Source organism: Streptomyces sp. AA4, assembly GCF_000158875.1.
Lineage (GTDB): Bacteria > Actinomycetota > Actinomycetes > Mycobacteriales > Pseudonocardiaceae > Amycolatopsis.
Map to the genome: position 1 here is coordinate 7,506,388 of NZ_GG657746.1, position 22,612 is coordinate 7,528,999.

The following is a 22,612-nucleotide window of genomic DNA, read 5'->3' on the forward strand; positions in this document are numbered from 1 at the left end:
CACCTTGTCAAGAGCGCTCAGGCACGGACGACCCGGACGTCGGCCACCTCCAGCAGCCCGTCCAGGTGCACCCGGGCCCGGGTCTGCGCCGGGTCGATGACCAGCCCGTCGCGCCGGACCAGGTCGAGCACGCGTTCCGCCAGCGGCAGCACCAGGTGGCGGCCCCAGCAGCGTTCGTTGCCGTGCCCGAACGGGAGGTAGCCCGGGTGGGCGTCCGGGTCGAGCGCGGCCCAGCGGCTCGGCCGGAACTCGTCGGGCGCGTCCCACAACTCAGGGTCGCGATGGCTCAGCAGCGGCAGCAGCAGGACGTCGTCGCCCGCGCCGATCCGGGCGTCCACCTCGGCGAACTCCGGCGACCGCACGCGCAGGATGTTCCACGACGGCGGCAGCAGGCGCAGTGCCTCGTTGAGCACGTACTCCGCGGGCACGTCGTCGTCCAGCGGCGAGCCGAGCCACAAGGCGTTCGTGACCAGCGCGGCGACGGTGAAGCAGACCGGCCCGGCCACGCGCCGGTAGAGGTACATCGCGAAACGGCGCTGCTCGTAGGTGTCCGCCTCCAGCACCATTCGCGCCAAAGTGGACAGCGCGACCTCCGGCGCGGGCCGTCCCCACAGTGCGGCTCCGGCGGCGACCGCCGCCCAGGTGATCTTCGGCGTCAGCTCCAGCCGCCGGTCGACGAGGACCCGGAACCGCCGCTGCTCGCGGCCGAACACCAGGTCCCGCAGGTAGTTGTGCGGCCCGGCGGGCCAGGTTCCGGCGAGGTCAGCGTCGCCGAGCGGCTTCTTGAGCGCGGAGCGCACGTCCGCGCCGACCGCCCGCATCAGCGTCGACGATTCCGGCCGCGTCACGACCCGCCCGCGCACCGGCTTGAACGTCGGCCGTTCCTCGGCATTCGCGGGCCGGCTGCGCAGCAGCGCGTCCATCAGCTCCGCCCCGGCGACGCCGACGGTGTCCGGTTCCAGCCGAAAGAAGGATTTTCCCCGATAACGGTCGAACAGTTCTTGGAGACGCGGCGCGAATACCAACTGCCGCACTTTGTTCCGTTCAGCGGGAATGGTCACGCACACCTCCTCTTGAGCGGGAAAACCGGCCGGCTCCGGGGAATTCCGGAACCGGCCGGTCCCGTTTAACGGGACGGTCAGATCCAGCCGTACCAGGCATAAGACTTCAGGCTCTTGCTCGGAAGGGCCTTGCGTACGAGACGAACCAGCTTCACGGAAATACCTCCGTCTTCTCCGGAACTTCAACCGCACTCGCGGCCGCTGCCGACAGTACGACGAATTTCCGCGAATACGCGGCAAGATAACCTGAACGGCCCACCGAAGCGGATATGTTCGGGAGCGGCACCTCGTCGGTTCGGGAATTCCCGCCGGAATTCCTTGGCGAATCCGGGACGGCGTCGGTATCCTTCGCCGCCCGCTAAAGCACCGACCGGGCGAACTCGATGAGCGCCCGAGCCGCAGGCCCCGCCGGACCGTCCGACCGCCACGCCAGCGCCAGCTGCCCGCGCAACTCCGGCCGCAGCCGCAGGGTGTGCAGTTCCCCGGCGTAGTAGCGAGCCAGCGATTCCGGCACCAGCGCCACGCCGAGACCGCGCATCGCGAGCTTGGCCAGCACGTTCGGGTCGCTCGCCTCGATCGTCACGCGCGAGCGCAGTCCGGCCGCGGCGAACCCGCGGTCCAGCACACCGCGCATGCCGGTGCCCTTCGGCAGGCAGATCAACGACCGGTCCGCCAGCTCAGCCAGGGTGAGCGAAGCTCGGTCAGCGAATTCGTCGCGCAGTGCGGTGACCGCGACCAGTTCCTCGTCCAGCACGACCTGCGTGGTCAGCCCGGCGGGCTCGCCGTCGGCCAGGCCGATCACCGCGACGTCCAGCCGTCCTTCGCGCAACGCCTCGACCATCAGGTCGGAATTCGCTTCGCTGAGCGTGATTTCCACTCCCGGATAGCGTTCCGCGAACCCGGCCAGGAACTCCGGCAGCGCCACCGGGCCGGCGGAGGTCACCATCCCCATCGCCACCTGGCCGCGCACCAGCCCCTCGTGCTCCGCGACCGTCTCGCGCACCGCCGCCACCGCCGCGAGCGCGGCCCGAGCGTGCGGCAGGGCGGCCGCGCCGACGCCGGTGAGCCGCACCGTGCGCCCGGACCGGTCGAACAACGGCTGCCCCAGCTCGCGTTCCAGCCGCCGGATCTGCGCGCTGACCCCGGGCTGCGCGACATGCATCCGGGCCGCCGCGCGCGTGAAGTTGGCTTCCTCGGCGACCGCGACGAAGTACTCGAGCTGGTGCAGTTCCATAACCAATGATTCTAGCCGTTGGAACTAGTATCTCTTGGACTTATCATCAATCGGCTAGCACGCTGAAGGCATGCAGACGTTCACCCCTGACCAAGCCGGTTACCGCGAAGAGATCGCCGGGTTCCAGACCGGCATCACCTCCACGCCGCAGCTCGTCGTCGCCGCCACCAGCGCGGACGACATCGCCGCCGCGGTCCGGCTCGCGGCCGAGCGCGACCTGCCGGTGTCCGTGCAGGCGACCGGACACGGGCTGCGCGCGCCTGCCGAGGGCGTGCTGATCTCGACGCGCCGGATGACCGGCGTGACCATCGACCCGGACCGCGCCGTGGCGCGTGTCGAAGCCGGGACCACCTGGGGCAGCGTGCTCGCCGCCGCCGCGGAACACGGTCTCGCGCCGTTGAGCGGTTCGGCCCCGGGCGTCGGCGTGGTCGGCTACACCCTCGGCGGCGGTTTCGGTCTCCTCGGCCGGCACTTCGGCCTGGCCTCGGACCGCGTCCGCGCCGCCGAACTCGTCCGGCCCGACGGCACGCGCACGACCGGCCCGATCGACGCCGGGATCGTGACCGCGCTGGAGTTCGAACTGGTCCCGGTGACCACGTTGTACGGCGGCGGGCTGTACTTCGACACCGCCAAGATCCCCGAAGTCCTGCGCACCTGGCGCGACTGGACCGCCGACCTGCCGGACACCGTCGGCACCTCGGTCGCGATGGTGCCCTACCCGGATCTGCCGATGGTTCCGGAACCGTTGCGGGGCAAGCACATCGCCCACGTTCGCGTGGCCTACCTCGGCAGCGACGGCGACCAGCTCGTCGCACCGCTGCGCCCGCTGGGCCCGCTGCAGGAAACGCTGACCACGATGCCGTTCACCGACTCCGGCAAGATCGCCGCGGAACCGCCGAACCCGCACTCGTACCTCGGCGACAACCGCGTGCTGCCGGAACTCCGGGACGACGTGCTGAGCACGGTGCTCGATCACGCCGGCCCGGACGCCCCGGTTCCGACCGTGCTGATCATCGACCTGCTCGGCGGCGCGTACCGACACTCGTCCGCACCGGATTTCACCGCCGATTCGCGCTACACCGTGCGCGCGCTTTCGATGATCGAACCGGACGCGGCGACCGTGCAGGCCGCCCACGCCAAGTTGTTCGCTCCGCTGGATCCGATGTCGACTGGACGGCTGCGGAGCTTTGTCTACGGGCAGCCGCTGGGTTGATTCAGCGTTCGAGAACGAAGACCGGGATCAGCCGCTCGGTCTTCTTCTCGTACTCCGCGAAGCCCTCCGCGTGCTCGACCATCTTGGCGTACAGCCGGTCGCGCTCGGCGCGGTCGGTCACGAGCTTCGCCGTCGCCGGGAACTTGTCGGTGCCGATCTCGACCGTGACGGACGGGTTCGCGACGAGGTTGTGGTACCAGTCCGGGTTGGTGTCCGCGCCGCCCTTGGACGCGACGATCACGATCCGGTCGCCGTCGGTGGTGTACACCAGCGGGCTCACCCGCTGCTTGCCGCTCTTCGCGCCGGTGTGCGTGAGCAGCACCATGTTCTTGCCCTCGAACATCCCGCCGACCTTGCCCGCGTTGGCGCGGAACTCGTCGATGATCTGCTGATTCCAGTCCGACATCGGAGAACTCCCTGAATTGATGATGTAACAACAAACCTAGGAGCGCGCGAATCGGGCTGTCAACACACGCGCAGGTACTGTCGCGGCATGGCCACCGAATCCGGCCCGACCGTCGAGGACGGGGTCCGCGAACTGCTGCTTCTGATGCCCCGCATTGTAGGGCGCGCGAAGCGGACGCCGCCGCCTCCGGAACTCGACGACGTCACACTCGCGCCGCGGCATTTGTCCCTGCTGGCGTATCTGCTGTTCGACGGCCCGATGACGGTCAACGAACTCGCCGGACGGCTCGAAATCGCGCCCACCACAGCGAGTTTGATGATCGGCGACCTGTCCCGGCAGGGCGTGCTGGAACGCGCCGAGGACCCGGACGACCGGCGGCGCACCATCGTGAGCATCCACGCGGACAAGCGCCCGGCCGTCGACGCGTGGCTCGCGCGCGGCGCGAAGGCGTGGCAGGAAGCGTTGACGCCGTTGAGCCCCAGCGAACGCGCGCTGGTGATCAACACGCTGAAGGTGTACGAGCAATACGGCTCACGAGGCGATTAGCCACTGCGCCTGCGGCCCCGCGCATTTCCGCGGCCACGCCGCGTCGTGCTGGTACCACGAGGCCTCACAGGCCCGACCGTCCGGCAGCGTGTACCGCGGCGGGCCCGGCACCCGGCGCAGTCCGGCCCCTTCGAGCGAACGGCCGCTGGCGACGTTGCCGACCTCCGCGCCGGCGCGCACCCGCGAAAGCCCGAGATGCTCGTGCGCCAGGATGAGACCGGCGGCGAACAAGTCGCGGCCGAAGCCTTGCCCGCGATACCCCGGCGCGAGATAGCCGCCGGTTTCCGGGCCGCCGTCCTCGCCCGCGTGCACGCTCACGAGACCAGCGCAGCGGCCCGCCACGAGATCGATCGCGACGACGTCCACCGAATGCGGGTCCGGCGTGGTCCAGTCCGGTCCGGTGCCCGGGACGACGCGCAGCGCCTCGCCGCGCATCGGCTCGGCCACCACGGACTCGGGAAGCCAGCCGAGCCAGCGCTGCGCGGCCGGATCGCTGCCGCCCGCGACCGCCGCCGCGTACTCCCACGCGGTGGGGGTGCGGAAAAGGAACCGGCCGAACGCGAAGGCGTGACCCCGGCGGTCGCAGGTCCGTTTCGCCATCAGCCGTCCGCGGCGGGTCAGCCGGCTGACCAACGGTGCATTGCTCACAAACGCCATCGCGCGGGAAATGCTACCCCTCGCCGGTCGCGGTCCGACCGGAAGCAGGCGAAGCTGCAGCCGGATCGGCGGCGAACGGCACTGTATGGTGAGCGGGTGACGGCCGTACCGGAAGCAGCCGACGCCGACAGCGGGCGCGCGGCCCAGCCCCGGCACCTCATCGTGTCGGTCTACGGCGTGCACCACCAGGCGGGCGGCGAATGGCTTTCGGTCGCCTCGCTGATCGATCTGCTCGCCGCGGTCGGGGTCGACGAGCCCGCCGTGCGGTCGTCGATTTCCCGGCTCAAACGGCGCGGGGTCCTCGAAGCGGTGCGCCGCGACGGAGCCGCCGGGTACGAATTGTCCGGTACCGCCTTGGATTTGCTGCGCGAAGGCGACGAGCGGATCTTCCGCCGGGACCGCGCGAAGCTGGCCGACGGTTGGCTGCTCGCGGTGTTTTCGGTGCCGGAAGCCGAGCGGCACAAGCGGCACGTGCTGCGGACGCAGTTGTCGCGGCTCGGGTTCGGCACCGCGTCCTCGGGCGTCTGGATCGCCCCCGCGCACCTGTACGAGGCCACTGTCGGCACCCTGGAACGCCTCGGGCTGGCCGAGTACGCAGACGTGTTCCGCGCCGAGCACCTGGCGTTCGGCGACCCGCGCGAGAAGGTGCGCGAGTGGTGGGATCTGGACCAGCTGGACGAGCTGTACACGGCGTTCCTCGAAGAGCACGAACCCGCGCTGCGCCGGTGGCAGCGCCGCCGCACGACGCCCACCGACGAAGCGTTCGCCGATTACCTCCGCGTGCTCACCGGCTGGCGGCGGATGCCGTACCTCGACCCGTGCCTGCCCGCGGAATTGCTGCCCGAGGGCTGGTCCGGCATCCGCGCCGCCGAGGTGTTCTTCACGCTGCACGACCGGCTCGAAGAAGCCGCGCGCACGCACCTGCGGCAGGTGCTCAGCGGTTGACCACCGCGTAGCCCTGCACTTCCACCAGCGCTTCGACGTCCCACAGCCGGTTCACGCCGATGCCGGCCATCGCCGGGTAATCCGTGCCCACCAGCCGCTTCCACACGCGGCCGATCTCGCGCGCGTGCGCCTGGTAGTCGTCCATGTCGACGATGTAGACGGTCAGGCTGCACAGGTCCGCGGGTTCGCCGCCGGCCGCGCGCAACGCGGTGAGCAGGTTGCCGAGCGCGCGCTCGAACTGCTCCACCACGCCGTCGCCGACGATCCGGTTGTCCGCGTCCAGCGCCGTCTGCCCGGCGAGGAACACCAGCCTGCCCTGCGCCGCCACCGCGTGCGAGAACCCCGACGGCTTGCCCAGCTCGGGGGGATTGATCCGCTCCATGCCGGGGAGCGTAACCCATCTATCGTCTTCTTGACGACCGTAGGACAGACGACATACCCTGGGTCACGTGCGGATTTCAGTAGTCGGCGGCGGGCCTGCGGGGCTCTACTTCGCCGTGCTCGCGAAACAACTCGGCCCGGACCACGAGATCACGGTCTGGGAGCGCAACGCGCCGGACGACACGTTCGGCTTCGGCGTCGTCTTCTCCGACGAGACGCTCGGCGGCATCGAGCACGCCGACCCTGCGGTGCACGAGGCGATGCGCCGGGAGTTCGCGCGATGGGACGACATCGACGTGCACTACCGCGGCACGGTGTCGACCTCGGGCGGGCACGGATTCGCCGCGATGAGCCGCAAACGGCTGCTCGCGATCCTGCAGCAGCGGTGTCGCGAAATGGGCATCGATGTCCGATTCCGCAGTCTCGCGCCGGATCCCGCCGAACTGGCCGCGTCCTCGGACCTCGTGGTCGCGGCCGACGGCGTGAATTCCGCGGTGCGCACGGCGTTCGCCGGTTCGTTCCGGCCGTCTGTCGAGACCCGACAGTGCCGCTACCTCTGGCTCGGCACGGACCTCGTGTTCGACGCGTTCAAGTTCTACGTGCTCGAAACCCCGCACGGCGTCATGCAGGTCCACGGCTACCCGTACGGCCGCGACGGCAGCACGTTCATCCTGGAGATGCACGAGGACGTCTGGCAGCGGGCGTTCGGCCCGATCGCCGCCACCGGCCTCGGTCCCGGGGAAAGCGACGAGAAGTCGATCGAACTGATCCGCGAACTGTGCGGCGACATTTTCGACGGACACCAGTTGCTGGCCAACAATTCCAAGTGGACCACCTTCGGCACGGTCCGCTGCGAAAATTGGGTCCACGACAACGTCGTGCTGCTCGGCGACGCGGCCCACACCGCGCATTTCTCGATCGGCTCTGGCACGAAGCTCGCCATGGAGGACGCTCTCGCGCTCGCCGCGTGCCTGCACGAACAGCCGAGCGTCCCGGAAGCCCTTGCCGCGTATGAAGAAGAGCGGCGTCCGGTAGTCGCTTCGACGCAGCGTGCGGCGCAGGCGAGCCTGGAGTGGTTCGAGAACCTCGCGCAGTACACGCATCAGGAACCGGAGCAGTTCGCGTTCAACCTGCTGACCCGCAGCCGTCGCGTCACCTACGACAACCTGAAGCTGCGGGACAAGGAATTCGCCGCTTCGCTGGATCAGTGGTTCGCCGATTCGCTCGGTACATCTGTTGCGCCGCCGATGTTCCAGCCGGTGCGGATCGGTTCGCTGGAATTGCCGAACCGGATCATCGTGTCGCCGATGGACATGTACTCCGCGGTCGACGGCGTCCCCGGCGAATTCCACCTGGTGCACTTGGGAAGCAAGGCGCTCGGCGGGGCCGGAATGGTGATGACCGAGATGATCTGCGTGTCCGCCGAAGGCCGGATCACGCCGGGCTGCCCCGGGCTTTACACCTCCGAGCAGGAGGCCGCGTGGAAGCGGATCGTCGACTTCGTGCACCGCGAAACCCCGGCGAAGATCGGGTTGCAGCTGGGGCATTCCGGGCGCAAGGGCTCCACGAAACTGATGTGGGAAGGCATTGACGACCCGCTGCCCGAGGGCAACTGGGAGGTGTGCGCGCCGTCCGCGCTGCCGTACTCGCCGAACAACCAGACGCCGCGCGAACTGACCGTCGCCGAACTGGGCGAGATCCGGGACCAGTTCGTGTCGGCCGCGGAAGCCGCCGCGCGCGCCGGGTTCGATCTGCTGGAACTGCACTGCGCACACGGCTATCTGCTGTCGTCGTTCCTGTCCCCGTTGACCAACCACCGCACCGATTCCTACGGCGGCTCCCCGGAAAACCGGCTGCGCTTCCCGCTGGAGGTCTTCGACGCGGTCCGCGCCGTGTGGCCGGCCGACCGGCCGTTGACCGTCCGGATCTCCGCCACCGACTGGTTCGAGGGCGGCAACGACGCCGACGAAGCCGTGGCGATCGCGCAGGCGTTCGCCGAACACGGCGCGGCCGCGATCGACGTGTCGACCGGCCAGGTGGTCAGCGAGGAGAAGCCGAAGTTCGGCCGCAGCTACCAGACGCCGTACGCGGACCGGATCCGCAACGAGGTCGGCCGTCGCTACGGCACCGCGGTGATCGCTGTCGGCGCGATTTCCTCGTACGACGACGTGAACTCGCTCATCCTGGCGGGCCGCGCCGACCTGTGCGCGCTCGGCCGCACCCACCTGTTCAATCCACAATGGACCTTGCACGCGGCTGCGGCGCAGGAGTATCCGGTGCCGTGGCCGAAACAGTGGGCAGCGGGCAAACGCCCGCCGCAGACCGGCCGCACCGACGGCCCGGAACCCCGGCTCGACCTGGTCCGCACCGGCGGCCACCAGACCGCCCATGCCCGCTGGCGACCGGAGGACGCCCGATGAACGCTTTCGCTTTCACTCCGGAACAGACCGCGTACGCCGCTTCTGTCCGGAAAATCGCCGCCGAGCAGCTAGTCGAACTGGCCGCCGCCGGTGCCGAAGGCGCGGTCAACCGTCCACTGCTCAAGGCCATGGGCTCCCACGGTTTGCTTGCTCGGCTGTTCCCCGGAGTCGAAAGTGGACAGCCGACCCGGCAAGCCGCCGCGACCGACCTGTGTCTGCTGCGAGAAGCCCTCGCCACCCAAAGCACCGAAGCCGAAACCGCCTTGGCGTTGCAGGGCTTGGGCAGTTACCCGGTGCTGCAGTCCGGTTTGGACGAACAGGTCCGGCGCTGGCTCCCCGCCGTCGCCGCCGGTGACGCCGTCGCCGCCTTCGCCCTCACCGAACCCGATGCGGGATCCGACGCCGCCGCCCTGCAACTCGCCGCCGAACCAGACGGTGACGGCTGGCGGCTCACCGGCACGAAAATGTGGATCTCGAACGCCCCGGAAGCCGATTTCTACACGGTCTTCGCCCGCACGACTCCCGATGCCGGTTCACGCGGCGTCAGCGCCTTCGTCGTCCCCGGCGACCGTGCCGGGCTCAGCGGCGAGCACCTGGATTTGGTGAGCCCGCACCCCATCGGCACCGTGGTGTTCGACGGCGTCCGGGTGAACCGCGACGAATTGCTCGGCGAGGAGAACCGCGGTTTCGCCGTAGCGATGCGCACTTTGGACCTGTTCCGCCCGAGCGTCGGTGCCTTCGCGGTCGGGATGGCGCAGGCCGCGCTCGATGCGACCGTGGAGTACACGGCTTCGCGCGAAGCATTCGGCGGTCCGTTGGTGAAGCAGCAGACGGTCGCACACACGCTGGCCGAAATGGCGACGCGGACGGAAGCTGGCCGGCTGCTCGTGTACGCCGCCGCCGCGGCTTACGACGCGGGCGAGCAGAACTTGGCCGGTCGCGCGGCAATGGCGAAGTTGTTCGCGACCGAGACCGCGCAGTACGTCGTGGATCAAGCGGTGCAATTGCACGGCGCACGAGCATTGCGGCGCGGGCATTTGCTGGAACACCTGTATCGCGAGGTCCGGGCGCCGCGCATTTACGAAGGCGCGTCCGAGATCCAGCGGACGATCATCGCGCGGTCGCTTCAGCGGCGCGGATAAGCCTCCTGCTGGCGAACACACCAGCAGGAGGTATCCAGCCGCGGCTAAACGCTCGCGCGCCGTTTCGGTTTCCGGTCGAGCCACAGCTGCGCGGCGATCAGCACGACCGTCCAGCTCACCCACGCCCCGAGCGCCGCGACCGACTGCCCCAGCGCGATCTCGCTGCCGCCGAACGTGGTGGCGAGCTGCGGTTCGAGGAAAATCGCCGCGATCGGGCCGATGAGCCGGTTCAGGATGATCGACATCGTCATCGCGAAGCTGCGGATCATCCAGCGCCGGTGATCGCCGAACCGGCGTTCGCGAGCGGCGCGGTAACCCGCCCACGTCGCACCGAGCCACAGCACCGCGAGCAGCACGTCGCTGGCGCGGGTCACCGGCCCGTACGGAGTCGCCGCGCCGACCGTCAGCGCCAGCACCCCGGACGGCAGCACCCCGGCGAACACGTACGCGCGGCCGGCGTAGCGGTGCAGCACTGGATGCTTCCGCCGGATCCACGGCCAGACCTGCAGCAGCGCGGTCACCATCGCGATCGAGCCGAACACCACGTGCGCCGACAGGATCAGGTAGTGCGCCGGGAAGGTCGAAGGCACCCGGGACCGGGCCGGGTCGAGCGCGAGGTACGGCGGCAGCGAATACGCCAGGAACGCGACGATCACCAGGCCCAGCGGCACTATCCAGGGCCGCCGCCACCAGTGCTTCTTCGGCTCGACCCGTACCGTTCGCTCCGCCGCGGGCTCCGCCCGCTGTGGTCGAAGATCCGTCCCCGCCGTCATGTTCGCCTCTCTCCGTCGTCCGTTCTCGGCTGGCACTTCCGAACGTAGGACGGGTACCCCGCGCGAACCATGGTGCCGACTGGCGTCAGTGCGGTGGGGGCAGCCTTACCCTCGGCCAGGTGATCCACTGAACCGAGCGTGACGACCGCCGGCCGCCGCCGGACCATTGCCGCAGAGGTCCAGACCAGGCATACTTCTCCTACTTTGTTGCCCGCCACAACAAAGCACTCCCCCAGGTTCCTCCCGGAAACCGAGGTGACCACGCATGCCCAATTTCCTCAGACGCCTCCCCACCGCATTCGCCGCCGCCGCGCTTCTGGCGTTCGGCCTCCAAGCCGCGCCAGCCGTGCTGGCTCCTCCCCTCGCGGCCGCCGCCGACAGCTTTACCGACGATTTCAACGGTCCGGCCGGAGCCGCCGCCGACGCGTCGAAATGGACCTACGAAACCGGCGACAACAACGGCAACAACCACGAACGGCAGTGGTACACCGCAGGTGCCGCCAATGGCGCCCTCGACGGCCAAGGCCACCTGGTGATCACCGCGAAACGCGAAAACTCCGGCCACACCTGCTGGTACGGCACCTGCCAGTACACGTCCGCGCGGCTCAACACCGCCGGGAAATTCAGCCAGGCCTACGGGCACGTCGAGACCCGGATGAAAATCCCGCGCGGCCAGGGCATGTGGCCCGCGTTCTGGATGCTCGGCGGCGGAAACTGGCCGAACGACGGCGAAATCGACGTCATGGAGAACATCGGCCGCGAGCCGAACACCGTGCACGGCACCATCCACGGCCCCGGCTACTCCGGCGCGGGCGGGATCGGCGCTCCGTACAACGGCCCGGTTTTCGCCGACGATTTCCACACCTACGCGGTCGATTGGTCGCCGAACAAGATCGTCTGGTCGGTCGACGGCAACGCTTACCAGATCCGCACCCCCGCCGACCTGAACGGCAACCGCTGGGTCTTCGACCATCCCTTCTACCTGATCCTGAACCTCGCGGTCGGCGGCGACTGGCCCGGCGATCCGGACGGCAGCACGCAGTTCCCGCAGCAACTGGTCGTCGACTACGTGCACGTGACCACGAGCAGCACCGGCGGGTCGAGCGGCCGGATCATCGGCATCGGCGGCAAATGCGTCGACGTGCCCTGGGCCAATCCGGCGAATTTCACCCAGCTGCAGATCACTGACTGCAACGGCAACGCCGCGCAGAACTGGACGATCGGCAATGACGGGACCATTCGCGCGCTCGGCAAGTGCATGGACGTCAAGTACTCCGGCACCGCTGACGGCACGCCGGTCCAGATGTACGACTGCAACAACAGCGACGCGCAGCAGTGGGTCGTGACCGCGGCGCACGACATCGTCAACCCGCACGCGAACAAATGCCTCGACGCGGCCGGGGTCAGTTCGGCCAACGGGACGAAACTGCAGCTGTGGACGTGCACCGGGAACGTCAACCAGAAATGGTCGGTGAACCAGTAGCCGTCCACTGTGGACAAGTTGCCTTGAAGTAAGACGGCGGGCCGTAACCACCCCCCGGTGGCCACGGCCCGCCGCGGAAAACCGCGTGGGCCGCCCTCCGCGCGTCGGCTGGGGGTCCCGACGCCCGGGGCGGCACGCTCACGCGGCCCACTGCCGAAGGTAGCCAGCCCGCGTGCGCCGCGGGCCTTGCGCGGGACAGGAAGGGCCGAACGGCCATCCGCGCTGCCTTCCCGGGGCAAACCGGCCGGTTTCGGCCGAACCGCTCAACGAGCGCCGGACAACTCCGCGTAGGCCTCGACCAGCTGCGCTTCGGCGTCGTCGAGGTACACGGCGAGCATCTCCGCAGTACGGATCCCGTCGCCAGCCGCGAGCACTTCGAGGATTTCGTGGTTCCGCGGCAGATACCGCTCATGGAAACGGCGCGGGTCGGCCATCACGTGGAACACCAGCCGCAGTTCCGCGGTAAGCGCCTGCATCAGCTCGACGATGCGCTCGCTGCCGGTGAGCGCCACCAGCTCCGCGTGGAACCGGATGTTCGCGGTGCCCAGGTCCTGCCACTGCGCCTGCTTCGCCGCGCGATCGCCGTCCGCGACGATGCTGGCGATCTTGTCGTACGCCGCCGGCTTCTCGGTCACGTCGCGGACCGCCGCGCACTCGATGAGCTTGCGGACGCGGTAGATGTCGCGCACGTCCTCGACGCTCGGCACCCGCACGAAAACGCCGCGATTCAGCTCGTGGACCAGCAGCCGTTCGTGCGTCAGCAGCCGGAAGGCTTCACGGAGCGTGTTGCGCGAGACCCCGAGCGCGCTTCCGATGTCCTGCTCCGAAAGCCGTACTCCAGGCAGGAAGTAGCCCTCGGAAACGCGCGTGCGCAGCACGCCCGCCACTCGTTCCGCGGTGCTCGTCCGGCCGAGCAGGCCGCGATCCGCTTCCAGGCCCATCGGCTCTCCGTCTGTGACCACGTCGCCCAGCGTAGCCAGCGGACGGTGAACAATAAAATGAGGGACTTGTGGAATTGTTGAACGATCCGTACGGTAGCGGCCATGTGACTCGTGCCACCATGAGTTCGTCCCCCTGTGAGGTGCCCTATGAACGTCAACGTCGCCGACGGCACCGCGAACGCGGCCCGCCCGTTCGGCTGGTATCGCTCGCTCGGCCACAAGGGCCGCCGCGCCTTCCTCGGCGCGTTCGGCGGCTACGGCCTCGATTCGTTCGACTACCAGACCCTGCCCTTCGGCCTGGCCGCGATCACCGCCTACTTCGGCATCACGTCCGGGGAGGCGGGCCTGCTCAGCACGGTCACGCTGGTCGTGTCCGCGATCGGCGGCGTCGGGGCCGGCGTGCTGGCCGACCGCATCGGCCGCGTCCGCACGCTGCAGCTGACCATCGCGATGTACACGATCTTCACGGTGCTCTGCGGTTTCGCGCCGAACTTCGAGACGCTGCTCGTCTTCCGCGGCTTGCAGGGGCTCGGGTTCGGCGGCGAGTGGGCGGTCGGCGCCGCGCTGGTCGCCGAGTACTGCTCGGCCAAGTACCGCGGCCGCACGGTGGCGTTCGTGCAGAGCGCGTGGGCGGTCGGCTGGGGCCTGCTGGTCATCGTCTACACGGTGCTGTTCAGCGTGCTCGACCAGGACCTCGCGTGGCGCGTGCTGTTCTGGGTCGGCGTGATCCCGGCGCTGCTCGTGCTGTGGGTGCGGCGCAGCGTCGAAGACGCGCCGGAGGCCGCCGAACGACGAGTTTCCGCGAAGGTCAAAGGCTCGCTCGTCGGGATCTTCCGGCCGGAACTCCTGCGTACCACGGTGTTCGCCGCGCTCCTCGCGACCGGCGTCCAGGGCGGCTACTACACGCTGTTCACCTGGATGCCGAAGTACCTGCAGAGCAGCCGCGGCCTTTCCGTGGTCAACACCGGCGGCTACTTCGCGCTGCTGATCCCGGGCGCGTTCATCGGCTACGTCTGCGGCGGCTACCTCACCGACCTGCTCGGCCGGAAGAAGACGTTCCTGCTGTTCTCGGTCGTTTCCGCGCTGCTGATCGTGCTGTTCGTACAGCTGCCCTACGGCGCGAACGGCCTGATGCTGCTGATCAGTTTCCCGCTCGGTTTCTCGACTTCGGCGATCTTCAGCGGCTTCGGCGCGTACCTCGCCGAGCTGTACCCGACCGCGCTGCGCGCCACCGGACAGGGCTTCACCTACAACTTCGGCCGCGCGGTCGGCGCCGCTTTCCCCGCCGTGGTGGGCTTTCTGGGTGCGGGCGGCGCGATCGTCCTCGGCGCGGTCGGCTACGCGATCGCCGCGGTAGCGCTGCTCGGGCTGCCGGAAACGCGAGGCAAGGAACTGGTGGAGGTATGACGACTTCCTACGATCCTTCGACGCTCACTCCGGCCGAGGCCCGCGCGCTCTTCCGCGCCGGCACCGAGCGCCCGACCACCGGCTGGGCCGACGGTTACGCCCAGACCAACCTGATCGCCGTCCCCGCGGACTGGGCCGAAGACGTCCGCGAGTTCTGCGCTCGTAACCCGCAGCCGTGTCCCGTGCTCGACGTCAGCGAACCCGGCGACCCGACCACCCGGCTCGCGCCCGGCGCGGACCTGCGCACCGACCTGCCGCGCTACCGCGTCTGGCACAACGGCACGCTGACCAGCGAAATCAGCGACGCCACCGGGGTATGGCGCAGCGACCTGGTCGCGTTCTCCATCGGGTGCAGCTTCAGCTTCGAGACGTTGCTGCGCGCGGCGGGCATCCCGTTGCGGCACGTCGAGCAGGGCCGCAACGTCTCGATGTACGTGACGAACCGGCAGTGCGAACCGGCCGGGCGGATGAGCGGCCCGATGGTGGTGTCGATGCGGCACATTCCGGAAACTCTGGTCGAGGAAGCCGTGCGCATCACCGCCGCGATGCCCGCGGTGCACGGCGCTCCGGTGCACGTCGGCGACCCGGCCGAGCTGGGCATCGCCGACCTCGCCCGGCCGGATTTCGGCGATCCGGTCGACGCCGAGCCCGGCGACGTGCCGGTGTTCTGGGCCTGCGGCGTCACCCCGCAGGCGGCGCTGATGGCGTCCCGTCCGCCGTTCGCCATCACGCACGCTCCCGGCTACATGTTCTTGACCGACCGACCCGATCGCGATTACCAGGTGGGATGACATGGACCTCAACAGCGACCTCGGCGAAGGCTTCGGCGCCTGGACCATGGGCGACGACGAAGCCATGCTCGACATCGTGACCAGCGCGAACATCGCGTGCGGCTTCCACGCGGGCGACGCGAGCGTGATGCGCCGCGTGTGCGAACGCGCGGCCGAACGCGGCGTCACCATCGGCGCGCACGTCGGCTACCGCGACCTCGCCGGCTTCGGCCGCCGCGCGCTCGACATCGCACCGGAAGACCTCGCGGACGAAGTGCTGTACCAAATCGGCGCTCTCGATGCCTTCGCGCGCGCGGCGCACAGCTGCGTGCGTTACGTGAAGGCGCACGGCGCGCTGTACAACACCGCGGCTGTCGATCCGGAGCAGGCAGCTGCGCTTGTCGAAGGCGTACGGCGCTATCACACCGATCTGGCCCTGCTGTGTCCTCCGGACTCCGAAATGCTGCGTGCGGCTCAAGCGGCAGGCGTGCCTGCGTACGCAGAAGCGTTCGCCGACCGCGCGTACACGCCTGAAGGACGGCTGGTGTCGCGAAAGCTGCCGGGTGCGGTACTGCACGACGCGGACGAAGTCGCCGCGCGGGCGCTCACCATGGCGACCACCGGCGAGGTCGTCGACGCTGACGGCGGCAAGCTCACCCTGCGGGCGGATTCCCTTTGCGTGCACGGAGACACGCCCGGCGCGGTCGAGCTGGCCCGGCGGATCCGCGAGCTGCTCACCGAATCCGGCGTGGTGCTGAGGTCGTTCGTGTGAGCACTGTGTTGCGCTACGGCCGTTCCGCGTTGCTGGTGGAGGTCGATGACGTGCTCGGGTTCCAGGCGGCCTGCGAAGCCGCCCAGCCCGAGGGCGTTGTCGAACTCGTCCCCGCCGCACGCACCCTGCTGGTCCGGTTCGACCGCGCCCGCACCGATTCCACCACGCTGACGCGCACGCTGGCCTCCTTGTCCACAGTGGACGTATCCGAGCGCTCAGCGGAGACCGTCACCCTGCCGGTCCGCTACGACGGTGCGGACCTGGCGGACGTCGCCGAAGCCGCCGGACTGTCGGTTTCCGAGGTCGTGCAACGGCATTCGGCGGCCACCTACGTCGCGGCGTTCTGCGGTTTCGCACCTGGTTTCGCCTACCTGACCGGTCTCGACCCGGTGTTGCACCTGCCGCGCCGCAGCACGCCGCGCACGCGCGTGCCCGCGGGTGCGGTCGCGATCGCCGGCGAGTACAGCGCGATCTATCCGCATTCCTCGCCCGGCGGCTGGAACCTTCTCGGCCACAGCGACGCGCCGGTGTGGAACGTCGACCGCGAGCAGCCGAACCTGCTGGTCCCGGGCACCCGCGTGCGGTTCGAGGCGATTCGGTGACCGGGAAGATCGAGATCCTCGCGCCCGGCCCGTTCGCGACCGTGCAAGACCTCGGGCGGCCCGGATACGCGGCAGTCGGCGTCGGCCGTTCCGGCGCGGCCGACCGGGGTTCGCTGAAGCTGGCGAACCGGCTCGTCGGCAACCCCGAAACGCACGCGGCGCTGGAGGTCACCCTCGGCGGCCTCCACCTGCGGGTTTCCGAGCACGCCGTCGTCGCGGTCACCGGCGCGCGGCTGCCGATCCGCGCTGGCGGACGGGCCGCCGCGGTCGGTGCGCCGATCCACCTGCGCCCGGGGGACGAACTCGAACTCGGTGTCGCGTCGCTCGGTCTGCGCAGCTATCTCGCGGTGCGCGGCGGCCTGGATGTACCGCCGGTGCTCGGCGCGCGCGCCACGGACACGCTGGGCAAACTCGGCCCGCCCGTCCTCGCCGCCGGGATGTCGCTGCCGATCGGTTCAGTGGTGCAAGGCACCCCTTGCATCGACCTCGCCCCCTTGCCGCGGCTTGCCGAAGAACCCGTGCTGCGCCTGGAACCCGGACCGCGGCTGGACTGGTTCACCCCGTCCGCGCTGTCCACTTTGCTCACTGGCGCCTACACCGTGACCAACGACCTCGACCGCGTCGGCGTCCGGCTCGACGGTCCCGCGCTGACCCGCGCCCGCGTCGGCGAACTGGCCCCGGAAGCCGCCATGCCCGGCGCGCTCCAGGTGCCGCCTTCCGGCGTGCCGATCCTGTTCCTCGCCGACCATCCGGTGACCGGCGGCTACCCCGTCGCCGCCGTCGTCGACGAGGACGACCTGGACCTCGCCGCCCAGCTCCGGCCCGGGCAACGGGTACGGTTCACAACCCGGAAACCCGCAGCGTCATATTGAGCCGTCCGGTCAGGCCAAGATCCGGATCCGCCGTGCCCGGCAACGTTTTCAGTACCCCGTGGAACGCCAGCCGCGACGGGCCGCCGAACACGAACAGGTCGCCCGAGCGCAGCTCGACATCGGCGTACGGGCGATTGCGATGCTCGGTATTGCCGAAGCGGAACACGCACGTGTCGCCGAGGCTCAACGAGACGACCGGCTCGGTCGAACGCTCGTCTTTGTCCTGGTGCATGCCCATTTTCGCGTCGGCGTCGTAGTAATTCACGAGCGCGACGTCGGGCTGGTAATCGTCGGCAGGCCGGTCGTAGGCGTCAGCGAGCGCGCGGCGGCCGAGGTCGGCCAGCCAGTCCGGGAACGGCTCCACCGGCGAACCGTCCTCGCGCAGCCGTTCGTACCGGTAGGGCCGCCACTGCCAGCCGAGACAGACCGTGCGCACCGACATCACCCCGCCGCCCGGCAGCCGGGTCGACCGGTAGCCACGCCAGCCGCGACAGGCCGTGACCAGGTCGCGTTGTTCTTCCCCGGTGAGCCAATCCGGGACGTGCACGGCTCCGGGTGCAATCTCCCGGCGAGGACGCGGCAGCAGCTCCATCACGCCGCTCCCAGGCTGGCGGCCGCAGGAGCCACCCGGACGGGCGCTCCTGCGGCGGATTCCCCTCGCCACTTGCCGCCAAGCTTCGAAGATTCCCACACCGCCGCGGGCGCCGCCAGGTTTTCGTCAGCTACAACTCGGACTCGCCACCCAGGGTGTTTGCCAGTCACCATTCGTCACCCGAACTCGACGACAGTCACCCCGGCCCGAGCAGGCACCGGATCACTCATCGCAGCGAGCGCCGCCGGCACCCCGTCCAGCCCGATCCGCGTGCCGATCAACCCGGCCAGGTCGATCCCGGACCGCTCCACCACGCCGAGCAGCTCAGGGTATTCGTACGCCTGCAGACCATGGATCCCGACGATTTCCAGCTCGCCGCCGACCACCCGGTGCATCGGAATCGGCGGAACCCCCTGGCTGGGCGGCATCAACCCGGCCTGCACGTGACGGCCGCGCTTGCGCAAGCTGCCCACCGAAGCCGCACAGGTGGCCGGGGAGCCGAGACAGTCGAGCGACACGTGCGTACCGCCTTCAGTGCGCTCGCGGACGTACGCGGCCAACGCTTCCGGCCCGTCGAATGCGCTCGCGTCGACGCTCAGCACGGCGCCAGAACGCTCCGCCAACGCGCGCGCCTGCGGCGAGACGTCGACCGCAACCACCTTCGCGCCCGCAGCGGCCGCCAGGAGAACCGCGGAGATGCCTACGCCGCCACAGCCGTACACAGAGACCCACTGCCCAGCGCGTACGCCGCCCTGGCGCAACACTGCGCGAAAAGCCGTCCCGAAACGGCAACCGAGCGCAGCAGCTTCCGCCGACGACATCGAGTCCGGCAACGCGACCAGGTTCGTCTGCGCGTGCTCGATGGCGACCTTCTCGGCGAACGAACCCCAGTGGGTCGCGCCGGGCTGGAACTCGTCGTCGCAGATCTGCTGGTCGCCCTTGGCGCACTGCGCGCAGACCCCGCAGGCGCAGACGAACGGGACGGTCACCCGGTCGCCCTTCGCCCAGCCCTTGACCCCCGCGCCGACCTCGACGATCCGCCCGGCAAGCTCGTGCCCGGCGACGTGCGGCAGCCGGACCGCCTCGTCGTGCCCCTGCCAGGTGTGCCAGTCGCTGCGGCACACCCCGGTCGCTTCGACGGCGATGACGACCCCGCCGTCCGGGGTCACCGGATCCGGTACTTCCCGCACCTCGGGAAGCACGCCGAACTCTTCGATCACGACCGCACGCATGAGTCCGATCGTAGAAGCCGCCGGTACGGCCGCTGGCTTCAGCTCACCGGGCGTGCGGATCCCCAATGTGGCATTGGGTGCATGCGACGCACCCAATGTGGCGTTCGGTGCGTCTGACGCACCCAATGCCACATTGGGGTTTTCTCCGCAGTGGGCGCGGCGTCGGCCGTAGCGGCGCGGCACCTCCGGGCGAACGCGGCGGACGACGGCGCGCAGGTGTCGGGATCCACCCGCGCGCTTCGTCGTCCGCCGCGGCCGGGCGCGCTCAGGAGAGCGGCTGGCCCGGCTGATGGAACTGGCCGCGCGGACGCGGCGGGCCGAGCAGCCTGCGCAGCGACCCGTCCGGGACGCCGAGGATCTGCTCGAGATTTCGCAGTGCCCGCAAGGATTCCGGGCGTTCCGGGCGGCAACGTCCGGATTGCCAATGGCTCAGCGTCGCGAGACTGACCGTCGTTCCCCTTCCCCGCAGCCGATATCTGATGCGTTCCAGGCCGAGCCCGCGGGCCCGGATGGCCGCGCGCAGCGCTTCGGCGAACGGGCCGGTTTCGAGCAATTGCCCGAGATCCCGCCCTGTTGTACTCCCCCGGTCGATCGTCGGTGTTCGCTGACCGGTCATCGCACACGCTCCGAACCACGTCGCTGGGAAACCTCGGAGCGTAGGCCGGATAACGCATGATCGGAAGGGCTTTCACCCTTGTGCGGAGAGTGCCCGGGCAATCGCGGCGAACGGTTCCGCATAGCCGGAATTGACCGTGACACAGGAAATCCCCCACCGTTCGCGCCAGCGGAGAAGCATTTCCCCGGCGGCGTCAGGGTTTTCCGGCAACACGGTGACGGCTTTCTCCTCCACCAGCTGCGGCACATCGACCCCGGTGTAGCGCGCGATCTGCGGGGCGGGCCGGTCCCCGATCGCGGTGAGATTCACCGCCAATTCGACATCCCGGTTTCCCGCGAACGAGCGAAAAGTGTCCACAATGGAGTCAGCCTGGTCCTCGGTCGTGCGCGGCCCCCAGGAAAACGTCACGACGTCGGCGGTGCGCGCGGCGAGCGCGAGCATTTTGGGCCCGGAAGCCGCGAGCAATAGCCGGGGTCGCTCGGGGCGCTCCGCAAGCACCTCGAGGGTGTCCGCCAACCGGGCGACGCGTTCGCCCGGCGAAAGGAACTCGCGGCCCAGCGTCGCGGCGTGCTTGCCCGCTCCCGGATGGCCGACGCCCAGCCCCAGCAGGAAGCGGCCGCCGGTCGCCTGATGCAGGGAGTCGGCCTGCCACGCGAGGCTCCGGGCGTCGCGGAACGGGTCGGCCAGCACGAAGGTGCCGAGGGTCAGCTTGCTGGTGACCGCGGCGGCGGCCGGAACCAGCGTCAGCGGGTCGAGCCCGCCGACCGGATCGGTCGCGAACATGAGGTCGAACCCGAATTCCTCGATCCGGCGGGCCTGCGCGGTCCAGGACTCCAGGTCCGGGGCGTACCCGGTGACGATGCCGAAGCGGAACGGCTTGGTAGTGGTCATGCCGACCATCGTCGGCGGGCGGGCTGCCCGGCACATCCGTCCGGCAGCGACACTCTCGCGTACGTCCCTCAGCGCAGGGCGACCGACGACTGCGCTGTCTCTCCTTGCCCGTCCCGTCCAGTGGGCGACCAAGCAGCGAGCGCCAGGTCCGCGCCCACCCTCAGCGCAAGGTGACCGACAACGCCTGCGCGATCTCCTTGCCGATCGCGTGCGTGGCGGCGTCCGGCGGCTGGCCGACCTTGACCACCATCGGCCCGCCGAACGGCTGCCGCTCGACGACCTCGATGCGCTCGCCGAGCCCGATCGCGTGCTCGGTGAGGTAGCGCAGCAGGTCCGGGTCGGTGTCCCACACGCGGACGATCTCGCCGACCGCGCCCGGCGGGAGGTCGTCCAGGATGCGCATCGGAAGTTCCTCGACGCTGCCGTCCGGGGCCGGGATCGGGTCGCCGTGCGGGTCCCGAACGGGGTTGCCGAGCTTGGCCGCGATCCGGTCGACGAGCCGGTCGGAGACGGCGTGCTCGAGGGCGTCGGCCTCGGCGTGGACCTCGTCCCAGGTGTAGCCGAGTTCGGAGACCAGGTACGTCTCGATCAGCCGGTGCCTGCGCAGCACCGATCGCGCGAGCTGCCGCCCTTCCGAAGTCAGCTCGATGCCGCGGTAGGGCACGTGCGCGACCAGGCCGAGCTGCGAAAGCTTCGTGACCATGCCCGACGCCGACGACGGGCTCACCTCAAGCCGCCCGGCCAGCGACGCGTTGGTGACCGCCTCGCCCCGTTCGACCAGCCCGTAGATCACCCGCACGTAGTCCTCGACCGACGACGACCTCCGGACGGAACCATCTCCCATGCCGCATACGATACGGTGCCGAGCCCGCCGCGGTCGGCCGGTTCAGGAGCGGTGGCGGGTTCCGTCCCGGGTCTGCCGTGCTGATCGCCTGGCCAGGCTCTTTCCCGATCGGACAGGCGCCGGACACCGTCCGTCACGGCCGCCAGCGATAACGGATCCAGCCCGGCACCGGCTCCGCGCCGAGCTGCGCGTAGAACGCCTCGGCCTTCTCGTTGCCGGCCTGCATGTCCCACTCGACGCGCCCGGTCGTGCGGGCGCGCAGCGCGTCGAGCAGTTCCCGGCCGAGCCCGTGCCTGCGGTGCTCCGGACGGATGAACAGGTCGTCGAGCCAGATGCCCGGGCGTCCCTCCCAGGTGGAGAAATTCCAGCTGCAGAAGGCAAACCCGGCGATGACGTCCGGACGTCCCGGCGGCGTGCACATCAGGACCCACGCCTTGGGCTCCGGACCGAACAGGTGCCCGCTCATCTCGGCGCGGTCGAGTTTGAGGTCGTGCTTGTCCTCGTAGACCGCGTGTTCCTCGATGAGGCTGCAGATTTCCTCGACGTCCTCGAAGACGGCGTCGCGAACGGGCATCGGAAGCCCCTTTCTTGTCGGTGGTGGCGGCTACGGTTGCGGGTATCGAAGCAAGGCGTAAGGAAGGCCCGGCGCGGCGGAGCCGGTGTGGAGCGTTGTTGGACGGAAGGAGTTGGTGGTTGGTGGTCGGTGAATCGACAACTGAATAGGCCGATGGGTCGGCCCGGTGACCTGGCGAGCTGTGGTGCGCACGCTCACCTTCGTTGGCGGGTGACGAGGAGCGCGACCAATCGCTGAA

25 protein-coding genes are annotated in these 22,612 nt (G+C 69.6%); 11 read left to right on the forward strand and 14 right to left on the reverse strand.

What is annotated here, in order from left to right; all coding sequences use genetic code 11:
* Nucleotides 1-17: 17 nt before the first annotated feature.
* The 3 genes from SSMG_RS34125 to SSMG_RS34130 all read right to left on the reverse strand — a co-directional run bounded on the left by SSMG_RS34125 (nucleotide 18) and on the right by SSMG_RS34130 (nucleotide 2,295).
* Nucleotides 18-1,061 (reverse strand): cytochrome P450, encoded by a 1,044-nt coding sequence (locus SSMG_RS34125; RefSeq protein WP_037715761.1) that lies wholly within the window; start codon nucleotides 1,059-1,061, stop codon nucleotides 18-20.
* A 77-nt stretch (nucleotides 1,062-1,138) separates the two neighbouring features.
* Nucleotides 1,139-1,216, reverse strand: coding sequence for a tryptorubin family RiPP precursor (locus tag SSMG_RS47835; RefSeq protein ID WP_350539724.1), 78 nt, complete (start codon nucleotides 1,214-1,216; stop codon nucleotides 1,139-1,141).
* 203 nt (nucleotides 1,217-1,419) lie between these two features.
* Nucleotides 1,420-2,295: a LysR family transcriptional regulator gene (locus SSMG_RS34130; RefSeq protein ID WP_009083714.1), complete on the reverse strand. Its 876-nt coding sequence runs from the start codon at nucleotides 2,293-2,295 to the stop codon at nucleotides 1,420-1,422.
* Between the two features lie 70 nt (nucleotides 2,296-2,365).
* Here SSMG_RS34130 and SSMG_RS34135 point away from each other — a divergent pair, with 70 nt between their 5' ends.
* Nucleotides 2,366-3,508 carry an FAD-binding oxidoreductase gene (locus SSMG_RS34135; RefSeq protein WP_009083715.1) on the forward strand — a complete coding sequence of 381 codons (1,143 nt, stop codon included), beginning with the start codon at nucleotides 2,366-2,368 and terminating at the stop codon, nucleotides 3,506-3,508.
* Between the two features lies 1 nt (nucleotide 3,509).
* On the opposite strand, the gene SSMG_RS34140 is transcribed toward SSMG_RS34135, so the two are convergent.
* Nucleotides 3,510-3,914 (reverse strand): nitroreductase family deazaflavin-dependent oxidoreductase, encoded by a 405-nt coding sequence (locus SSMG_RS34140; RefSeq protein ID WP_009083716.1) that lies wholly within the window; start codon nucleotides 3,912-3,914, stop codon nucleotides 3,510-3,512.
* 87 nt (nucleotides 3,915-4,001) lie between these two features.
* Here SSMG_RS34140 and SSMG_RS34145 point away from each other — a divergent pair, with 87 nt between their 5' ends.
* Nucleotides 4,002-4,460, forward strand: coding sequence for a MarR family winged helix-turn-helix transcriptional regulator (locus SSMG_RS34145; RefSeq protein ID WP_009083717.1), 459 nt, complete (start codon nucleotides 4,002-4,004; stop codon nucleotides 4,458-4,460).
* On the opposite strand, the gene SSMG_RS34150 is transcribed toward SSMG_RS34145, so the two are convergent.
* Complete coding sequence (locus SSMG_RS34150) at nucleotides 4,446-5,108, reverse strand: GNAT family N-acetyltransferase (protein WP_199786065.1); 663 nt, start codon at nucleotides 5,106-5,108, stop codon at nucleotides 4,446-4,448. The genes SSMG_RS34145 and SSMG_RS34150 overlap by 15 nt on opposite strands.
* A gap of 105 nt (nucleotides 5,109-5,213) precedes the next feature.
* On the opposite strand from SSMG_RS34150, the gene SSMG_RS34155 reads away from it, so the two are divergent.
* Entirely contained in the window at nucleotides 5,214-6,062 is an 849-nt protein-coding gene (locus SSMG_RS34155) for a PaaX family transcriptional regulator C-terminal domain-containing protein (RefSeq protein ID WP_009083718.1), read from the forward strand.
* On the opposite strand, the gene SSMG_RS34160 is transcribed toward SSMG_RS34155, so the two are convergent.
* A complete protein-coding gene (locus tag SSMG_RS34160) occupies nucleotides 6,052-6,444 on the reverse strand; it encodes a RidA family protein (protein WP_009083722.1) in 393 nt (130 codons plus the stop codon). The two genes, SSMG_RS34155 and SSMG_RS34160, sit on opposite strands and share 11 nt — an antisense overlap.
* Before the next feature lie 67 nt (nucleotides 6,445-6,511).
* On the opposite strand from SSMG_RS34160, the gene SSMG_RS34165 reads away from it, so the two are divergent.
* On the forward strand, nucleotides 6,512-8,863 hold the full coding sequence (locus SSMG_RS34165; protein WP_037715766.1) for a bifunctional salicylyl-CoA 5-hydroxylase/oxidoreductase: 2,352 nt from the start codon (nucleotides 6,512-6,514) through the stop codon (nucleotides 8,861-8,863).
* Nucleotides 8,860-10,005, forward strand: coding sequence for an acyl-CoA dehydrogenase family protein (locus tag SSMG_RS34170; RefSeq protein ID WP_009083725.1), 1,146 nt, complete (start codon nucleotides 8,860-8,862; stop codon nucleotides 10,003-10,005). The genes SSMG_RS34165 and SSMG_RS34170 overlap by 4 nt, the downstream gene beginning before the upstream one ends.
* A gap of 44 nt (nucleotides 10,006-10,049) precedes the next feature.
* Here the strand turns inward: SSMG_RS34170 and SSMG_RS34175 are convergent, their stop codons facing one another.
* Entirely contained in the window at nucleotides 10,050-10,778 is a 729-nt protein-coding gene (locus SSMG_RS34175) for a DUF2306 domain-containing protein (RefSeq protein WP_078560989.1), read from the reverse strand.
* Nucleotides 10,779-11,043: 265 nt separating this feature from the next.
* Between SSMG_RS34175 and SSMG_RS34180 the strand changes: the two genes are divergently transcribed.
* Complete coding sequence (locus SSMG_RS34180) at nucleotides 11,044-12,261, forward strand: glycoside hydrolase family 16 protein (RefSeq protein WP_009083727.1); 1,218 nt, start codon at nucleotides 11,044-11,046, stop codon at nucleotides 12,259-12,261.
* A 263-nt stretch (nucleotides 12,262-12,524) separates the two neighbouring features.
* Here SSMG_RS34180 and SSMG_RS34185 read toward each other — a convergent pair whose 3' ends face one another.
* Nucleotides 12,525-13,202 (reverse strand): GntR family transcriptional regulator, encoded by a 678-nt coding sequence (locus SSMG_RS34185; protein ID WP_037715768.1) that lies wholly within the window; start codon nucleotides 13,200-13,202, stop codon nucleotides 12,525-12,527.
* A 147-nt stretch (nucleotides 13,203-13,349) separates the two neighbouring features.
* Between SSMG_RS34185 and SSMG_RS34190 the strand changes: the two genes are divergently transcribed.
* From SSMG_RS34190 to SSMG_RS34210, 5 genes are read left to right on the forward strand one after another with little or no spacing between them, the layout of a single operon-like run.
* Complete coding sequence (locus SSMG_RS34190) at nucleotides 13,350-14,609, forward strand: MFS transporter (RefSeq protein ID WP_037715771.1); 1,260 nt, start codon at nucleotides 13,350-13,352, stop codon at nucleotides 14,607-14,609.
* Nucleotides 14,606-15,400: a putative hydro-lyase gene (locus SSMG_RS34195; RefSeq protein WP_009083730.1), complete on the forward strand. Its 795-nt coding sequence runs from the start codon at nucleotides 14,606-14,608 to the stop codon at nucleotides 15,398-15,400. The genes SSMG_RS34190 and SSMG_RS34195 overlap by 4 nt, the downstream gene beginning before the upstream one ends.
* A gap of 1 nt (nucleotide 15,401) precedes the next feature.
* Nucleotides 15,402-16,151, forward strand: a complete 750-nt coding sequence (locus SSMG_RS34200) for a LamB/YcsF family protein (protein ID WP_009083732.1) — start codon at nucleotides 15,402-15,404, stop codon at nucleotides 16,149-16,151.
* On the forward strand, nucleotides 16,148-16,753 hold the full coding sequence (locus SSMG_RS34205) for an allophanate hydrolase subunit 1 (protein ID WP_050788347.1): 606 nt from the start codon (nucleotides 16,148-16,150) through the stop codon (nucleotides 16,751-16,753). Before SSMG_RS34200 ends, SSMG_RS34205 begins: the two co-directional genes overlap by 4 nt.
* Nucleotides 16,750-17,625 carry a biotin-dependent carboxyltransferase family protein gene (locus SSMG_RS34210; RefSeq protein WP_037715772.1) on the forward strand — a complete coding sequence of 292 codons (876 nt, stop codon included), beginning with the start codon at nucleotides 16,750-16,752 and terminating at the stop codon, nucleotides 17,623-17,625. The genes SSMG_RS34205 and SSMG_RS34210 overlap by 4 nt, the downstream gene beginning before the upstream one ends.
* Here the strand turns inward: SSMG_RS34210 and SSMG_RS34215 are convergent.
* From SSMG_RS34215 to SSMG_RS34240, 6 genes are all read right to left on the reverse strand, one after another.
* On the reverse strand, nucleotides 17,594-18,217 hold the full coding sequence (locus SSMG_RS34215; RefSeq protein ID WP_009083734.1) for an alpha-ketoglutarate-dependent dioxygenase AlkB: 624 nt from the start codon (nucleotides 18,215-18,217) through the stop codon (nucleotides 17,594-17,596). The two genes, SSMG_RS34210 and SSMG_RS34215, sit on opposite strands and share 32 nt — an antisense overlap.
* A 176-nt stretch (nucleotides 18,218-18,393) precedes the next feature.
* Nucleotides 18,394-19,449 carry an alcohol dehydrogenase catalytic domain-containing protein gene (locus SSMG_RS34220; RefSeq protein ID WP_009083735.1) on the reverse strand — a complete coding sequence of 352 codons (1,056 nt, stop codon included), beginning with the start codon at nucleotides 19,447-19,449 and terminating at the stop codon, nucleotides 18,394-18,396.
* A 265-nt stretch (nucleotides 19,450-19,714) separates the two neighbouring features.
* On the reverse strand, nucleotides 19,715-20,065 hold the full coding sequence (locus SSMG_RS34225) for a hypothetical protein (protein ID WP_009083737.1): 351 nt from the start codon (nucleotides 20,063-20,065) through the stop codon (nucleotides 19,715-19,717).
* Nucleotides 20,066-20,137: 72 nt separating this feature from the next.
* On the reverse strand, nucleotides 20,138-20,956 hold the full coding sequence (locus SSMG_RS34230) for an LLM class flavin-dependent oxidoreductase (RefSeq protein ID WP_037718471.1): 819 nt from the start codon (nucleotides 20,954-20,956) through the stop codon (nucleotides 20,138-20,140).
* A 160-nt stretch (nucleotides 20,957-21,116) separates the two neighbouring features.
* Nucleotides 21,117-21,800, reverse strand: coding sequence for a metal-dependent transcriptional regulator (locus SSMG_RS34235; protein ID WP_009083739.1), 684 nt, complete (start codon nucleotides 21,798-21,800; stop codon nucleotides 21,117-21,119).
* A 133-nt stretch (nucleotides 21,801-21,933) separates the two neighbouring features.
* Nucleotides 21,934-22,374, reverse strand: coding sequence for a GNAT family N-acetyltransferase (locus tag SSMG_RS34240; RefSeq protein WP_009083741.1), 441 nt, complete (start codon nucleotides 22,372-22,374; stop codon nucleotides 21,934-21,936).
* Between the last annotated feature and the right edge of the window lie 238 nt (nucleotides 22,375-22,612).

What these genes read in the sequence shown, in the direction of transcription:
- SSMG_RS34130 (WP_009083714.1), bottom strand. Translation starts at nt 2,295, where the DNA reads ATGGAACTGCACCAGCTCGAGTACTTCGTCGCGGTCGCCGAGGAAGCC.
- SSMG_RS34135 (WP_009083715.1), top strand. Translation starts at nt 2,366, where the DNA reads ATGCAGACGTTCACCCCTGACCAAGCCGGTTACCGCGAAGAGATCGCC.
- SSMG_RS34140 (WP_009083716.1), bottom strand. Translation starts at nt 3,914, where the DNA reads ATGTCGGACTGGAATCAGCAGATCATCGACGAGTTCCGCGCCAACGCG.
- SSMG_RS34145 (WP_009083717.1), top strand. Translation starts at nt 4,002, where the DNA reads ATGGCCACCGAATCCGGCCCGACCGTCGAGGACGGGGTCCGCGAACTG.
- SSMG_RS34160 (WP_009083722.1), bottom strand. Translation starts at nt 6,444, where the DNA reads ATGGAGCGGATCAATCCCCCCGAGCTGGGCAAGCCGTCGGGGTTCTCG.
- SSMG_RS34170 (WP_009083725.1), top strand. Translation starts at nt 8,860, where the DNA reads ATGAACGCTTTCGCTTTCACTCCGGAACAGACCGCGTACGCCGCTTCT.
- SSMG_RS34175 (WP_078560989.1), bottom strand. Translation starts at nt 10,778, where the DNA reads ATGACGGCGGGGACGGATCTTCGACCACAGCGGGCGGAGCCCGCGGCG.
- SSMG_RS34180 (WP_009083727.1), top strand. Translation starts at nt 11,044, where the DNA reads ATGCCCAATTTCCTCAGACGCCTCCCCACCGCATTCGCCGCCGCCGCG.
- SSMG_RS34185 (WP_037715768.1), bottom strand. Translation starts at nt 13,202, where the DNA reads ATGGGCCTGGAAGCGGATCGCGGCCTGCTCGGCCGGACGAGCACCGCG.
- SSMG_RS34190 (WP_037715771.1), top strand. Translation starts at nt 13,350, where the DNA reads ATGAACGTCAACGTCGCCGACGGCACCGCGAACGCGGCCCGCCCGTTC.
- SSMG_RS34195 (WP_009083730.1), top strand. Translation starts at nt 14,606, where the DNA reads ATGACGACTTCCTACGATCCTTCGACGCTCACTCCGGCCGAGGCCCGC.
- SSMG_RS34200 (WP_009083732.1), top strand. Translation starts at nt 15,402, where the DNA reads ATGGACCTCAACAGCGACCTCGGCGAAGGCTTCGGCGCCTGGACCATG.
- SSMG_RS34215 (WP_009083734.1), bottom strand. Translation starts at nt 18,217, where the DNA reads ATGGAGCTGCTGCCGCGTCCTCGCCGGGAGATTGCACCCGGAGCCGTG.
- SSMG_RS34220 (WP_009083735.1), bottom strand. Translation starts at nt 19,449, where the DNA reads ATGCGTGCGGTCGTGATCGAAGAGTTCGGCGTGCTTCCCGAGGTGCGG.
- SSMG_RS34225 (WP_009083737.1), bottom strand. Translation starts at nt 20,065, where the DNA reads ATGACCGGTCAGCGAACACCGACGATCGACCGGGGGAGTACAACAGGG.
- SSMG_RS34230 (WP_037718471.1), bottom strand. Translation starts at nt 20,956, where the DNA reads ATGACCACTACCAAGCCGTTCCGCTTCGGCATCGTCACCGGGTACGCC.
- SSMG_RS34235 (WP_009083739.1), bottom strand. Translation starts at nt 21,800, where the DNA reads ATGGGAGATGGTTCCGTCCGGAGGTCGTCGTCGGTCGAGGACTACGTG.
- SSMG_RS34240 (WP_009083741.1), bottom strand. Translation starts at nt 22,374, where the DNA reads ATGCCCGTTCGCGACGCCGTCTTCGAGGACGTCGAGGAAATCTGCAGC.